The sequence below is a fragment of the Pseudomonas sp. R45(2017) genome, assembly GCF_002112305.1.
Lineage (GTDB): Bacteria > Pseudomonadota > Gammaproteobacteria > Pseudomonadales > Pseudomonadaceae > Aquipseudomonas > Aquipseudomonas paraglycinae.
This window is the reverse complement of sequence record NZ_NEHH01000011.1, coordinates 46,142-59,312: the sequence shown is the minus strand read 5'-3', so window position 1 is coordinate 59,312 and position 13,171 is coordinate 46,142. Positions and strand designations below refer to the sequence as shown.

Sequence of the window (13,171 nt, the reverse complement as noted above, 5' to 3'; positions counted from 1 at the left end):
GAGCATGACGCCGACCGCCGCCTGTGTCACGCCGGGCGCAAGACCTGCGCCCGGTTTTTTACCCGATCAGCGTTGCGCTGCAGGGATGCCTTGCGGCTGAGCGTCGGCTTGGGTGTCGGCCGACGGATTGGCAGGCCAGGCCTTCAGGTCCAGATCCAGGTCGCTGAACTTGCTGGAGTCGAACACCGGCTGGTCGACGCCGGCGCGACGCTGCGCATCGTAGTCGCGCATCACGCGCATGCCGACCTTGAACAGCATGGCCAAGGCCACCAGGTTGACGAAGGCCAGGCAGGTCATGGTGATGTCGGCGAAGGCGAACACGGTCGACAGATCCTGCATCGAACCCCAGACCACCAGCGCCAGCACCAGGCCGCGGAACGTCATCAGCGCAGCGCGGTTGCGGGTGAGGAACTGCAGGCTGTTTTCGCCCAGGTAGTAGTTGTAGAGGATGCACGTGAAGACGAACAGCGACAGCGCGACGCTGACGAACATGCGGCCCCAGTCACCCACCACGGCGGCCAGCGAGTTCTGGGTCAGGACGATGCCGTCACCCTCGAAGCCCGGGGTGTAGAAGCCCGACAGCAGGATCAGCAGCGCGGTGCAGGTGCAGATCACGAAGGTGTCGAGGAACACGCTGAACGCTTGAACCACGCCTTGAGCGCCCGGGTGCTTCACGGCGGCCACGGCGGCGACGTTCGGCGCACTGCCCAGGCCCGCTTCGTTGGCGAACACGCCACGTTTCACGCCCATCACGATGGCGCTGCCGAGCAGGCCGCCGAAGGCCGGGTCGAGACCGAAGGCGCTCTTGAAGATGGTTTCCAGCATGGCTGGCACGTGTTCGATCTGGGTGCCGATCACGTACAGGGTCACGCCGATGTAGGCCAGGGTCTTGATCGGTACCAGCAGGTCGGACACCGAAGCGATGCGCTTGATGCCACCGATGAAGGTAATGGCCAGCAGCACCGCCAGGACGATACCGGTGTGTTGCGGATCAAAGGCAAAGGCGTTTTGCAGCGAGTGGGTCACGGTGTAGGACTGCAGGCCGATGAAGGCGAATCCGTAAGTGACCAGCAGCAGAATCGAGAACACCACCGCCATGCCTTTGAGTTTCAGGCCGTGCTGGATGTAGTAAGCCGGACCGCCACGGTACAGGCCATCGCCATCGGCGCGCTTGTAGACCTGGGCCAGCGTACATTCGAAGAAGCTGCTGGACATGCCGACCAGAGCGGTCACCCACATCCAGAACACCGCACCCGGACCACCGAGAGTCACGGCGATGCCGACACCGGCGATGTTGCCTGCACCGACGCGGCCGGCGAGGCTGAGCATCAGGGCCTGGAACGAGCTGAGTTGCCCGGCGCTGCCTTTGAGGCTGTCGCGGAACACCGCGAACATGTGGAAGAAGTGGCGCAATTGAACGAAACGCGAGCGAATCGTGAAGTAGCTACCGAGCCCGACAATGAGCACGATCAGTACTTTCCCTGAGAGGAAGTCGTTGATGACTTCGAGCATGGATTTTTCCTCGCTGTTTATTGTGTAAGCAAATGCTGGATGGTCGGAAACATCGCGTTACACCGGTGTGCGTGCGGCACAACGGGCGAGGCGAGGGTTTCGTCCCGGATCCATATCGCGGGTTTGTTATTAGTTCGGGTTTCGCATGGGTTATGGCCTCGTTACCGACGACCGCTCACGCGAAGAGGGGCGGCACTATACCGATCAGTGCGGCGCCCGTCTGCACGGTTGTGGTGCAAGCGACGAAACGAAGCTTTGAAACACCCGACGTTACCGGCGTCGGGCTTGTCTGGGAGCCGGTTTGCAGCCAGCTTCCATACATACGGTTCTCAGGTTCAAACAGTTAAAAAAAAGGGCTCGGGGAATGCTCCCCAAGCCCTCAAAAGGTGAGAGGTGTCTAGTCCCTCGACCTGGTGAGCGGTGCTACAAGTAACGCGTCGGATCAGGCCTTCAGAGGCACCAGACGCGGAGCAATCATGTTTTCCGGGCGCAGGATGTCGGCGAGCATGGCTTCGTCGAGCAGACCTTCTTCGCGCACCAGTTCCAGCACGCCGCGGCCGCTTTCAAGGGCGATACGGGCGATGCGGGTGGCGTTTTTGTAGCCGATGTACGGGTTCAGTGCGGTGACCAGACCGATCGAGTGTTCGACCAGTTCACGGCAGCGCGCTTCGTTGGCGGTGATGCCGACGATGCAGTGCTCGCGCAGCATGTCCATGGCGCGTTGCAGCAGGCGGATCGAGTCGAGGATCTTGAAGGCGATCAGCGGCTCCATCACGTTCAGTTGCAGTTGGCCGCCTTCGGCTGCCATGGTCAGCGCCAGATCGTTACCGATGACCTGGAATGCCACCTGATTCACGGCTTCCGGGATCACCGGGTTGACCTTGCCTGGCATGATCGAGCTGCCTGGCTGACGCGCCGGCAGGTTGATTTCGTTGATGCCGGTACGCGGTCCGCTGGACAGCAGGCGCAGGTCGTTGCAGATCTTCGACAGCTTGACCGCGGTGCGCTTGAGCATGCCGGAGAACAGCACGAAGGCGCCCATGTCGGAGGTGGCTTCGATCAGGTCGGCGGCTGGAACCAGCGGTTGACCGCTGATCAGCGCCAGACGCTGTACGGCCAGGGCCTGGTAGCGCGGGTCGGCGTTGATGCCGGTGCCGATCGCGGTGCCGCCCAGGTTCACTTCGGTCAGCAGTTCCGGGGCCAGCGTCTTCAGACGGGCCAAGTCTTCGCCCATGGTGGTGGCGAAAGCACGGAATTCCTGACCCAGGGTCATCGGTACGGCGTCTTGCAGCTGGGTACGACCCATCTTCAGGACGTGGTTGAATTCTTCACCCTTGGCCGCGAACGCCTGAATCAGGCTGTCGAGGCTGGCCAGCAGCGCGTCGTGACCCAGCAGCAGACCCAGACGGATCGCGGTCGGGTAGGCGTCGTTGGTCGACTGCGCCATGTTCACGTCGTCGTTCGGGTGCAGGTACTGGTACTCGCCTTTCTGGTGACCCATCGCTTCAAGAGCAATGTTGGCGATCACTTCGTTGGCGTTCATGTTGGTGGAGGTACCGGCGCCACCTTGAATCATGTCGACCACGAACTCTTCGTGGAAATCGCCGCGGATCAGACGGGCACAGGCTTCGCTGATGGCAGCGTGCTTGGCTTCGCTCAGGTGACCCAGCTCGCGGTTGGCGTCAGCGGCAGCCTGTTTGACCATCGCCAGACCGACAACCAACTTCGGGTAGTGCGAAATCGGAACGCCCGAGAGGCGGAAGTTATTCACCGCTCGCAGGGTCTGGATGCCGTAATACGCTTGAGCAGGGACTTCGAGGGTGCCAAGCAGGTCGTTTTCTGTGCGGAATGATGCAGCGGAGGACATGATAGAAATCATCTCGATATGGACCCGGTCTGTGCCGGAACGCTGCGAATGCTAGGCTTGTGGGAATTTTTGGGCCAATGCTGTTAAACACTGCCCTATGCACATTCGGCATAATGCCCGTGTGACGCCGCGTGCGCGGCAGACGTGTGACCTGTTTTGGTGCGTGTCCGGGAGGACGTGATGAATCTGGAAAGCAAATGGCTCGAGGACTTCAGTGCTCTGGCTGCCACCCGCAGCTTCTCGCAGGCGGCCGAACGGCGCTTCGTGACCCAGCCGGCTTTCAGTCGGCGGATCCGCAGCCTGGAAGCGGCGCTGGGCCTGACGCTGGTCAACCGCTCGCGCACGCCAATCGAGCTGACGGCGGCGGGGCAACTGTTCCTGGTGACCGCGCGCACCGTGGTCGAACAGCTCGGTGAAGTGCTGCGCCATCTTCATCATCTGGAAGGCGGGCAGGGCGAAGTGATCCAGGTCGCGGCGGCGCACTCGCTGGCGCTGGGTTTCTTTCCGCGCTGGATCGCGCAATTGCGCAACGAAGGCCTGAACATCGCTACCCGGCTGGTGGCGACCAACGTTGGCGACGCGGTGCACGCGCTGCGTGAAGGTGGCTGCGATCTGATGCTGGCGTTCTACGACCCGGACGCGGCGATGCAGATGGACCCGGAGATCTTCCCGTCGCTGCACCTGGGCCAGACCGAAATGCTTCCGGTATGTGCGGCGGATGCCAATGGCAAGCCGCTGTTCGATCTGGAAGGCGAGGGCAGTGTGCCGTTACTGGCGTACAGCGCCGGGGCGTTTCTCGGACGCTCCGTGAACGGCTTGCTGCGTCAGCGTCAGCTGCGCTTCACCACGATCTATGAAACCGCCATGGCCGACAGCCTGAAAAGCATGGCGCTGGAAGGCCTCGGCATTGCCTGGGTACCGCAGCTGAGCGTGCGGGCCGAGCTGGCGCGGGGCGAACTGGTGGTCTGCGGCGGCGCGCAGTGGCATGTGCCGCTGGAGATTCGTCTGTACAGATGCGCGCTGGTGCGCAAGGCCAATGTGCGGTTGTTGTGGCGCAAGTTGGAGGGCGGCGCGGCGAGTGGCAATAGCTGAGTGATGGAAGCAGAGGCGAACTTTGTTTTCGCCTCTGCCGAGTCTCCAGGCGAACGGTCAGCCTTTGCTGGCCAAATGGTTTTGTATGTTTTCCCGGTTTTTCTGGCTGAAACTGTAACAAATGGATCTGAGTGGATGGGGTTGTGGGGTCATGTACGTTTCACACCACCAGCCGTTGTATTGAATTTCCGAATCTTCATGTCGGGCGCCCAGCAAGTGACCGACTTCATGACCCACAGTGATCCGGCTGCCGAGAGAAGAGATTGCAAAGTTTCCGGTATTGAGTGGAGGCCATAGCAGTGCAGCCCCCCCAGTCCTCTCATTCAGGTTTTCTTTAGTCAGCAGAACGACCTGATCCAGCGGGCCAGTCTCGAAGCCTTCGGCCTTGGCCAGCTCCAGGTATTGGCGGCCCAGTATTTCCCAACTTTTCAAGGTCCGTAGCGGGTCATCACCTTTGTAGTTGAACTGGCTGTAGGGGGCGCCCCTGCCAAAGACAACATTGAATTTTCGATCGATAAAGCTTTCCAGCTCTTTTACAAAAGGCTGGAAGTGCTCGGCGTAAATACTCGTGGTTGTCGTCGCCGGAATATCGTCGTGAACGACGGCGAAGATATTGATGTCTCGTTTCTTGTTAACAATGGTCATCTGTAATTCCTTTTTAAGTTCGGCATGCCTTGCCTCAGTCCCAGTCTTCCTCGGGACGCAGGGTCGATTGCACTGGGCCTGTTACAACTTTTGTGCTCAGGTACTTACGAATGTTTTCTCGATTTTTATCACTGAAACGGTCGGCGTTGCTTCGCAGTGGAGAGAACTCATCACTCGACATGACCGTTTCGCTCCACCATCCGTTGTAGAGAATTTCGGCGTCTTCATGTGTTGCACCGAACATGTGCCCTACTTCGTGAGCGGCCGTGCTGACTTTTTCTGTCGAGGCGATACCCACGTAACCCGGGAGTTCGGCAATTCCCCGTGTACGGCTGTTTATAGAGTTGCGCGTCAGTAACAGGAACTTGATCAAGCGCAGGTCAAGATTAGTGTTTCGATACTTGTCGACCTTGGTTTTCCAAGCGCTCAGTGAGGCACGTTCGTTCAAGTTTTGATACGGATGACTGCTCAGGCCCCTTGCTTCTGATGGTTCGATCAGTCGAATCAGCATTTTGCGGCCGGTAATGCTCTCGATCTCCGCTGCAAGCCAGGAGAAGTGCCTTTTGTATAGATCTTCCTTAGTGTAATCCGACAGGTCTTCGTGGATGAAAACTTGTAGTGCTATTGGTTCCTTTAGCATGTTTAAATCCTTTTAATGTTTGAGTTATTGCGGGTTTTAGCAATGCGCCCAGCTTGCGATGTATTGCAAGAGGTATAACGGTAGTGGGTATTTCTGGTTGATATTGATATTGCCGGTTGTGGTGATTGGTTGCGTCAGTAAGTTGTGGGTGATTGTTTATATACCATGCGCGATGAGTTATGACGCTCAGGAGTGTTTTGAATTTTATTACATGGATGCCGCAGTGAGTTAAGTGCGTTCCCGATATAACTTGATCGCTATGTATTTCGTTTGAACGGCAGAGGCGCTGTTCTTGATTTTCGAGTCAGTAAAATGAGTGGTTCGGTGCAGATGACAGATGGTCGCCACGGGGGCTGTTTATTGCTTTCTTTGCGGTATACTGCGCGGCCTTCGGCCGGTTCGTCCGGCCATTTTTCCTACAACAAGCCACGCATCCTGCGTGGCTTGTTGTTTTTGACGCGCCTGCGGGCGCCCAGAGAGAAGAGGCGCGACGATGAGTGCACTGGTTGGCGTGATCATGGGCTCCAAGTCCGATTGGTCCACCCTTAGCCACACCGCCGATATGCTGGAAAAGCTCGGCATCCCTTACGAGGTCAAGGTGGTTTCCGCCCACCGCACCCCGGATCTGCTGTTCCAGTACGCCGAAGAGGCTGAAGGCCGCGGCATCGAGGTGATCATCGCCGGTGCCGGTGGCGCAGCCCACCTGCCAGGCATGTGTGCGGCCAAGACCCACCTGCCGGTGCTGGGTGTTCCGGTCCAGTCGGCGATGCTCTCGGGCGTCGATTCGCTGCTGTCGATCGTGCAGATGCCGGCCGGTATTCCGGTTGCCACCCTGGCCATCGGCAAGGCCGGTGCGATCAACGCAGCCCTGCTGTCGGCGAGCATCCTGGGCGCCAAGCATCCACAATTCCACGCGGTACTGAAAACCTTCCGTGCCGAGCAGACAGACAGCGTCCTGGACAATCCAGACCCACGTATTGCCTGAGGTTGTTGAGATGAAGATCGGTGTAATCGGTGGCGGCCAGTTGGGTCGCATGTTGGCCCTGGCGGGCACCCCGCTGGGCATGAACTTCGCTTTCCTCGACCCTGCGCCGGACGCTTGCGCCGCCGCGTTGGGCGAACACCTGCGGGCCGATTACGGCGATCAGGATCACCTGCGCCAGTTGGCCGATGAAGTCGATCTGGTGACCTTCGAGTTCGAAAGCGTCCCGGCGGAAACCGTGGCGTTCCTTTCGCAATTCGTGCCGGTCTACCCGAGTGCCGAAGCCCTGCGCATCGCTCGCGACCGCTGGTTCGAAAAGAGCATGTTCAAGGACCTGGGGATTCCGACCCCGGCGTTCGCCGACATCCAGTCGCAAGCCGACCTGGACGCCGCCGTCGCTTCGATCGGCCTGCCTGCTGTGCTGAAAACCCGCACCCTGGGTTACGACGGCAAGGGTCAGAAAGTCCTGCGCAAGCCGGAAGACGTGGTCGGTACGTTCGCCGAGCTGGGCAGCGTGCCTTGCCTGCTGGAAGGCTTCGTGCCATTCACCGGCGAAGTGTCGCTGATCGCCGTGCGCGCCCGCGATGGCGAGACGAAGTTCTATCCACTGGTGCACAACACCCATGACAGCGGCATTCTCAAGCTGTCGGTTGCCAGTTCCGATCACCCGCTGCAGGCCCTGGCTGAAGACTACTCCAGCCGCGTCCTCAAGCAGCTGAACTACGTCGGCGTGATGGCGTTCGAGTTCTTTGAAGTCGACGGTGGCCTCAAGGCCAACGAAATTGCCCCGCGCGTGCACAACTCCGGGCACTGGACCACCGAAGGCGCCGAGTGCAGCCAGTTCGAAAACCACCTGCGGGCCGTTGCCGGTCTGCCGCTGGGTTCGACCGCCAAGGTCGGCGAGAGCGCGATGCTCAACTTCATCGGCGTTGTTCCGCCGGTCGAGAAGGTTATCGCCATCGACGATTGCCACCTGCATCACTACGGCAAGGCCTTCAAGGCCGGGCGCAAGGTCGGTCACGCCAACCTGCGCTGCAAGGACAAGGCGACCCTCGAGCAGCAAATCCTCAAGGTCGAAGCGCTGATCGCCGAGTAACGACAGTTTCATCCGGCAGCGGCGGAACCATTGCGGGGCCGCCGTTCTCTGATGGCAGGATGCGAAAGTCTGGCTAGGCTTCATCGCATATCTACCATTCAGAGGGAAATGCCATGGGAATTATCGGAACCATCTTTATCGGCCTCATCGTCGGCTTGCTGGCGCGGTTCCTGAAACCGGGCGATGACAGCATGGGCTGGATCATGACCATCCTGCTCGGTATCGGCGGTTCGCTGGCAGCCACTTACGGCGGCCAGGCCCTGGGCATCTATCAGGCGGGTCAGGGCGCCGGCTTCATCGGCGCGCTGGTTGGCGCGATCGTGCTGCTGGTGATCTACGGCCTGATCAAAAAGAACTGATTCAAAGCGACAAAGTCCTCTCCGCCAATCCGGCGGGGAGGGCTAAAATGCTCGGCGATTCAGCGTCCCCTCCCTTTTCGAGCATCCTTTACCGAGCACCTTCATGCGCCGTCTTCTGTTGACTCTCCTTTTGCTGGGCAGCGGTCTGGCCCACGCCGGCGAACTGCCGGAAACCGACTGGCTGGAACTGATGCCCAAGTCGGACCAGAAAGCCCTCGAGGCCATGCCTGAAATCGACCACAACTCCCCGGAAGCCACCGGCACCTTCACCCAGAAAGGCGGGATGAAGCAGGCCAAAGGTTTGCCGGCGGTGATGTATTCGACCAAGACCGTGGCGTCGATGAACGACAAGCACATCCGCATCGGCGGTTATCCGGTGCCGCTGGAATCCGACGCCAAGGGCCGCAGCACACTGTTCTTCCTCGTGCCGTACCCGGGCGCGTGCATCCACGTACCACCACCGCCACCGAATCAACTGGTGCTGGTGCGTTATCCAAAAGGCTTGAAGCTGGATGACATCTACACGCCGCTGTGGGTGACCGGCACGCTGAAGATCGAGAAGGTCAGCAATGACCTGGCCGATGCGGCGTACGCGCTGGAAGCGGACAAGGTGCGGGTGGTGCAGGAATCGGATCTGTAATTCAGAGCCGCAAAAAAAAACGCAGCCTCAGGGCTGCGTTTTTTGTTTTCAGAGCGGCTCGCTGCCAATACTGACACCCATTGTGTGACCGGCATCCGGCGCCAGAGTCATCACATCACTCATCACGTTCGCCGTCTCGATGCACAGCATGCGCTGCCAGCCGTCGTTATCCATGTCGCTGAGCGCGGCGGCGCGGTCGATCCACGGGTTCCAGATCACCGCCGTGCGTGAACCGGTAGCGGTCAGCACGATGCGCCGTTCCCAGGCCGGATCGACAATGCTCAGTTGCGGCGGAACGTCGAGGTAGATACGGTCGGTTTCCCCGGCAAAACGCAGGTCGCCTTGCTGGGTGTGGGTTTTCCAGTCATCCAGAGTCTCGATGTAATCGAGGCCATCCACACCTTCGACGCGAACGTTGCGCACATCGCTGACGGCGAAATAGCTGTGCAATGCCTGGCTGATGCTGACGCTGTCTGTACCACGGTTGTGGCTGGTCAGGCTGATGTGCAGTTGATCGTCGAGGCGCAGGGTCAGGGTCAGATCGACCTGATGCGGCCAGCCCGGAAAACCGCCTTCAGGGTAGGGCAGCTTGAACTCCACCTTCAGGCTTTCACCTTCGGTTTCAATACCGCCCAGCTCCCAATCCATCGTCCGGACAAACCCGTGGGCGGCGGCCGGTTCTTCGCTGACACGCATCACCTGCACGCTCTGCGGGTTGCGTTCGAACTTGCCGAACCACGGCCAGCACACCGGCACGCCGGCGCGGATGCTCTGGCCGGTCTTGAACATGGCCTTGTCGTTCAGCCAGATGATCGGCGGCTGGCCGTCCACCTGATAACTGAGGATGTGCGCGCCTTGCTGGGCCACCAGCACTTCGGCCTGACCGTGGCGGATGCGCCAGCAGTTCAGTTCATCCAGTTTCACGGCTTCAACGTTGGGCGTGTTCATGGGACAACTCTCGATCAGCAACTTGGACGACTATCGACCGTGAAACGGCCGCGAGGTTTAACGTGCGCGTGGCGGAACCGAACGGGTGCGGCCGCTGCCATCGATGGCAACGAACACGAACACCGCTTCGGTCACTTTACGCCACTCGCTGGACAGCGGATCGTCGCTCCATACCTCGACCATCATCTGGATCGAGCTGCGGCCGATTTCCAGGGTCTGGGTGTAAAAGGACAATTGCGCGCCGACAGCCACCGGCACCAGAAACGCCATGCGATCGATGGCGACGGTCGCAACACGGCCGCCGGCAACACGACTGGCCATGGCAGTGCCGGCCAGGTCCATCTGCGCCACCAGCCAGCCGCCGAAAATATCGCCGAAGCCGTTGGTTTCGCGGGGAAGCGCGGTGATTTGCAGGGCCAGGTCGCCTTGCGGGATCGGATCTTCTTGTTCGAGCTCTATCATGCCGGGGGTGCCTCTGACCCGTGACTCTTCGTTGGGTATTGCTGGTGGTAGCCGTCTTCGGGAAAAACGATTCAGCACCGAACATACTACGTTCGTCACGTTTTCCATCAGGCGCCTAAGGAGAAACTCTGCGAAACCGGCTAATCCCGAGCAAGGGTCGGGCCAACGACGTTTTCGCACAGCAACCCCTTACAAACCGGAGCAAGGTTGCGAGTATATCGGTCGGTAGACTCCGCGACGACCGTCCGGTTCTGATTTCGACCGGCAAATACGCGCCTCTATGTGCTTTTTCGAACAATTTGCTATGGTGCCGAACCTGCCCGAGCCACAGCCAGCGTTGTTGTGGCGGCAGATCCGACTATAAGAGAAGACCTTGCCATGACCACAGCGCCCTCGAGCCTCGCGCAGCCCGACCAACCCGCACGACCGTTGACCCGCAATGACTACAAGACTCTGTCGCTTTCGGCCCTGGGGGGCGCGCTGGAGTTCTACGATTTCATCATCTTCGTGTTCTTCGCCACCGTGGTCGGCAAATTGTTCTTCCCGGCCGACATGCCCGAGTGGCTGCGCCTGATGCAGACCTTCGGCATCTTCGCCGCCGGCTACCTCGCGCGGCCGCTGGGCGGGATCGTGATGGCGCACTTCGGCGATCTGCTGGGGCGCAAGAAGATGTTCACCCTGAGCATTTTCATGATGGCCGTGCCGACCCTGATCATGGGCCTGCTGCCGACCTACGCCCAGATCGGCCTGTGGGCGCCGATTCTGCTGCTGTTGATGCGCGTCATTCAGGGCGCGGCGATTGGCGGCGAAGTGCCGGGGGCGTGGGTCTTCGTTTCCGAACACGTACCCGGCAAGCACATCGGCTACGCCTGCGGCACCCTGACCAGCGGCCTGACGGCGGGCATCCTCCTCGGTTCGCTGGTCGCCACCGCGATCAACAGCATTTATACGCCAACGGAAGTTTCGGATTACGCCTGGCGAATCCCGTTCCTGCTGGGTGGCGTTTTCGGTCTGTTCTCGGTCTACCTGCGCCGCTGGCTGCACGAAACTCCGGTGTTCGCCGAACTGCAACAGCGCAAGGCGCTGGCCGAAGAGGTGCCGTTGCGCGCCGTGCTGCGTGACCATCGCGGTGCAATCGCGGTGTCGATGCTGCTGACCTGGCTGCTGTCCGCCGGTATCGTTGTGGTGATCCTGATGACGCCGACCGTGTTGCAAACGGTCTATCACTTCTCGCCGACCACCGCGCTGCAATCCAACAGCCTGGCGATCGTGTTCCTGAGCTTCGGCTGCATCATTTCCGGCGCGCTGGCCGATCGCTTCGGTGCCGGTCGGGTGTTCGTGTTCGGCTGCCTGGGTTTGCTGGCCAGTTCCTGGACCTTCTATCACAGCCTCGCCGATCATCCGAACTGGCTGTTCCCGCTGTATGCGCTGACCGGTTTTCTGGTCGGCACCATCGGCGCGGTGCCTTATGTCATGGTGAAAGCGTTCCCGCCGGTGGTGCGCTTCAGCGGTCTGTCCTTCTCTTATAACGTCGCTTACGCGATCTTCGGTGGCCTGACGCCGATGGTGGTCAGCCTGCTGCTGAAAGAAAGCGCGATGGGGCCTGCCTACTATGTGGCGGTGCTGTGCGGGATGGGGATCCTGGTCGGCGCGTGGTTGTGGAGCAAAGGTCGCTAAGCCACCTCACACTGATCGTTCCCACGCTCCCGCGTGGGAATGCATCCTGTGACGCTCCGCGTCACGTCTTGAAGCGGACGCGGAGCGTCCATGGCGGCGTTCCCACGCAGAGCGTGGGAACGATCTGTCACGACATGCTGGCCTTTCATCCAATTGTCATATTTCAGCCATAGAGTGTTCACACGGCCTGCTGATACTTGGCCCCGACTTAACACACCCTATCTGCTAGGAGTAAGGCATGAAACTGAAGCGTTTGATGGCGGCAATGACTTTTGTCGCTGCTGGCGTTGCGACTGCCAACGCGGTTGCCGCTGTTGACCCTGCTATCCCGAGCTACACCAAGACCACTGGTGTGTCGGGCAACCTGTCCAGCGTCGGTTCCGATACCCTGGCCAACCTCATGACCCTCTGGGCTGAGAACTACAAAAAAGAATACCCGAACGTAAACATCCAGATTCAGGCCGCTGGCTCCGCCACCGCGCCACCTGCGCTGACTGAAGGCACCTCCAACCTGGGCCCGATGAGCCGCAAGATGAAGGACACCGAACTGGCTGCCTTCGAACAGAAATACGGCTACAAGCCAACCGCTATCCCGGTTGCCGTGGACGCCCTGGCTGTTTTCGTTCACAAGGACAACCCGATCCAGCACCTGACCATGGAACAGGTTGACGCGATCTTCTCGTCCACCCGTCTGTGCGGCGCCAAGACCGACGTGAAAACCTGGGGTGACCTGGGCGTGACCGGCGACCTGGCCAACAAGCCGGTTCAACTGTTCGGTCGCAACTCGGTATCCGGCACCTACGGCTACTTCAAGGAAGAAGCCCTGTGCAAAGGCGACTACAAGCCTAACGTCAACGAACAACCAGGTTCGGCTTCGGTCGTGCAGTCGATCAGCTCCTCGCTGAACGGCATCGGTTACTCGGGCATCGGCTACAAGACCGCCAGCGTGAAAACCGTTGCTCTGTCGAAGAAAGGCAGCACTGACTTCGTCGAAGACACCGAAGAAAACGCCCTGAACGGCAAGTACCCGCTGTCGCGTTTCCTGTACGTGTACGTCAACAAGGCCCCGAACAAGCCTCTGGCCCCGCTGGAAGCCGAGTTCGTGAAACTGGTTCTGTCGAAACAGGGCCAGGAAGTGGTCGTGAAAGACGGCTACATCCCGCTGCCAGCCAAGGTTGCTGCAAAAGCACTGGCTGACCTGGGTCTGCAGGAAGGCGGCGCTGAAGTCGCAAAAAAGTAACAAACTGAGTC

13 protein-coding genes are annotated in these 13,171 nt (G+C 59.9%); 7 read left to right on the top strand and 6 right to left on the bottom strand.

Annotated elements, in window-relative coordinates; all coding sequences use genetic code 11:
- Positions 1-66 precede the first annotated feature (66 nt).
- Entirely contained in the window at positions 67-1,512 is a 1,446-nt protein-coding gene (locus CAF74_RS23700; RefSeq protein WP_085747953.1) for a sodium:alanine symporter family protein, read from the bottom strand.
- Between the two features lie 442 nt (positions 1,513-1,954).
- Positions 1,955-3,379, bottom strand: coding sequence for an aspartate ammonia-lyase (gene aspA / locus CAF74_RS23695; protein ID WP_039765095.1), 1,425 nt, complete (start codon positions 3,377-3,379; stop codon positions 1,955-1,957).
- 180 nt (positions 3,380-3,559) lie between these two features.
- Here aspA and CAF74_RS23690 point away from each other — a divergent pair, with 180 nt between their 5' ends.
- Positions 3,560-4,471, top strand: a complete 912-nt coding sequence (locus tag CAF74_RS23690; RefSeq protein ID WP_085747952.1) for a LysR substrate-binding domain-containing protein — start codon at positions 3,560-3,562, stop codon at positions 4,469-4,471.
- Positions 4,472-4,528: 57 nt separating this feature from the next.
- On the opposite strand, the gene CAF74_RS23685 is transcribed toward CAF74_RS23690, so the two are convergent.
- Entirely contained in the window at positions 4,529-5,116 is a 588-nt protein-coding gene (locus CAF74_RS23685; protein WP_085747951.1) for a hypothetical protein, read from the bottom strand.
- Between the two features lie 34 nt (positions 5,117-5,150).
- Positions 5,151-5,756 (bottom strand): reprolysin-like metallopeptidase, encoded by a 606-nt coding sequence (locus tag CAF74_RS23680; RefSeq protein ID WP_085747950.1) that lies wholly within the window; start codon positions 5,754-5,756, stop codon positions 5,151-5,153.
- Positions 5,757-6,249: 493 nt separating this feature from the next.
- Here CAF74_RS23680 and purE point away from each other — a divergent pair, with 493 nt between their 5' ends.
- The 4 genes from purE to CAF74_RS23660 all read left to right on the top strand — a co-directional run bounded on the left by purE (position 6,250) and on the right by CAF74_RS23660 (position 8,833).
- Positions 6,250-6,741: a 5-(carboxyamino)imidazole ribonucleotide mutase gene (gene purE, locus CAF74_RS23675; RefSeq protein WP_007954291.1), complete on the top strand. Its 492-nt coding sequence runs from the start codon at positions 6,250-6,252 to the stop codon at positions 6,739-6,741.
- Between the two features lie 10 nt (positions 6,742-6,751).
- Entirely contained in the window at positions 6,752-7,834 is a 1,083-nt protein-coding gene (locus CAF74_RS23670; protein WP_085747949.1) for a 5-(carboxyamino)imidazole ribonucleotide synthase, read from the top strand.
- 113 nt (positions 7,835-7,947) lie between these two features.
- The gene (locus CAF74_RS23665) at positions 7,948-8,193 is read left to right on the top strand and encodes a GlsB/YeaQ/YmgE family stress response membrane protein (RefSeq protein WP_003229635.1); all 246 of its coding nucleotides are present in this window, start codon (positions 7,948-7,950) and stop codon (positions 8,191-8,193) included.
- Between the two features lie 103 nt (positions 8,194-8,296).
- Positions 8,297-8,833: a DUF3299 domain-containing protein gene (locus CAF74_RS23660; RefSeq protein ID WP_064379774.1), complete on the top strand. Its 537-nt coding sequence runs from the start codon at positions 8,297-8,299 to the stop codon at positions 8,831-8,833.
- A gap of 48 nt (positions 8,834-8,881) precedes the next feature.
- Here CAF74_RS23660 and CAF74_RS23655 read toward each other — a convergent pair whose 3' ends face one another.
- Together CAF74_RS23655 and CAF74_RS23650 are read right to left on the bottom strand one after the other, a co-directional pair.
- A complete protein-coding gene (locus CAF74_RS23655) occupies positions 8,882-9,781 on the bottom strand; it encodes a D-hexose-6-phosphate mutarotase (protein ID WP_085747948.1) in 900 nt (299 codons plus the stop codon).
- A 57-nt stretch (positions 9,782-9,838) separates the two neighbouring features.
- Positions 9,839-10,243 (bottom strand): acyl-CoA thioesterase, encoded by a 405-nt coding sequence (locus tag CAF74_RS23650; protein ID WP_003229628.1) that lies wholly within the window; start codon positions 10,241-10,243, stop codon positions 9,839-9,841.
- A gap of 378 nt (positions 10,244-10,621) precedes the next feature.
- On the opposite strand from CAF74_RS23650, the gene CAF74_RS23645 reads away from it, so the two are divergent.
- Both CAF74_RS23645 and CAF74_RS23640 read left to right on the top strand, forming a co-directional pair.
- Positions 10,622-11,920 (top strand): MFS transporter, encoded by a 1,299-nt coding sequence (locus CAF74_RS23645; RefSeq protein WP_085747947.1) that lies wholly within the window; start codon positions 10,622-10,624, stop codon positions 11,918-11,920.
- Positions 11,921-12,158: 238 nt separating this feature from the next.
- Positions 12,159-13,160: a phosphate ABC transporter substrate-binding protein PstS gene (locus CAF74_RS23640; RefSeq protein ID WP_085747946.1), complete on the top strand. Its 1,002-nt coding sequence runs from the start codon at positions 12,159-12,161 to the stop codon at positions 13,158-13,160.
- Positions 13,161-13,171 lie beyond the last annotated feature (11 nt).

Coding starts and splice junctions, on each gene's coding strand:
- CAF74_RS23700 (WP_085747953.1), bottom strand. CDS start 1,512: ATGCTCGAAGTCATCAACGACTTCCTCTCAGGGAAAGTACTGATCGTG.
- aspA (WP_039765095.1), bottom strand. CDS start 3,379: ATGTCCTCCGCTGCATCATTCCGCACAGAAAACGACCTGCTTGGCACC.
- CAF74_RS23690 (WP_085747952.1), top strand. CDS start 3,560: ATGAATCTGGAAAGCAAATGGCTCGAGGACTTCAGTGCTCTGGCTGCC.
- CAF74_RS23685 (WP_085747951.1), bottom strand. CDS start 5,116: ATGACCATTGTTAACAAGAAACGAGACATCAATATCTTCGCCGTCGTT.
- CAF74_RS23680 (WP_085747950.1), bottom strand. CDS start 5,756: ATGCTAAAGGAACCAATAGCACTACAAGTTTTCATCCACGAAGACCTG.
- purE (WP_007954291.1), top strand. CDS start 6,250: ATGAGTGCACTGGTTGGCGTGATCATGGGCTCCAAGTCCGATTGGTCC.
- CAF74_RS23670 (WP_085747949.1), top strand. CDS start 6,752: ATGAAGATCGGTGTAATCGGTGGCGGCCAGTTGGGTCGCATGTTGGCC.
- CAF74_RS23665 (WP_003229635.1), top strand. CDS start 7,948: ATGGGAATTATCGGAACCATCTTTATCGGCCTCATCGTCGGCTTGCTG.
- CAF74_RS23660 (WP_064379774.1), top strand. CDS start 8,297: ATGCGCCGTCTTCTGTTGACTCTCCTTTTGCTGGGCAGCGGTCTGGCC.
- CAF74_RS23655 (WP_085747948.1), bottom strand. CDS start 9,781: ATGAACACGCCCAACGTTGAAGCCGTGAAACTGGATGAACTGAACTGC.
- CAF74_RS23650 (WP_003229628.1), bottom strand. CDS start 10,243: ATGATAGAGCTCGAACAAGAAGATCCGATCCCGCAAGGCGACCTGGCC.
- CAF74_RS23645 (WP_085747947.1), top strand. CDS start 10,622: ATGACCACAGCGCCCTCGAGCCTCGCGCAGCCCGACCAACCCGCACGA.
- CAF74_RS23640 (WP_085747946.1), top strand. CDS start 12,159: ATGAAACTGAAGCGTTTGATGGCGGCAATGACTTTTGTCGCTGCTGGC.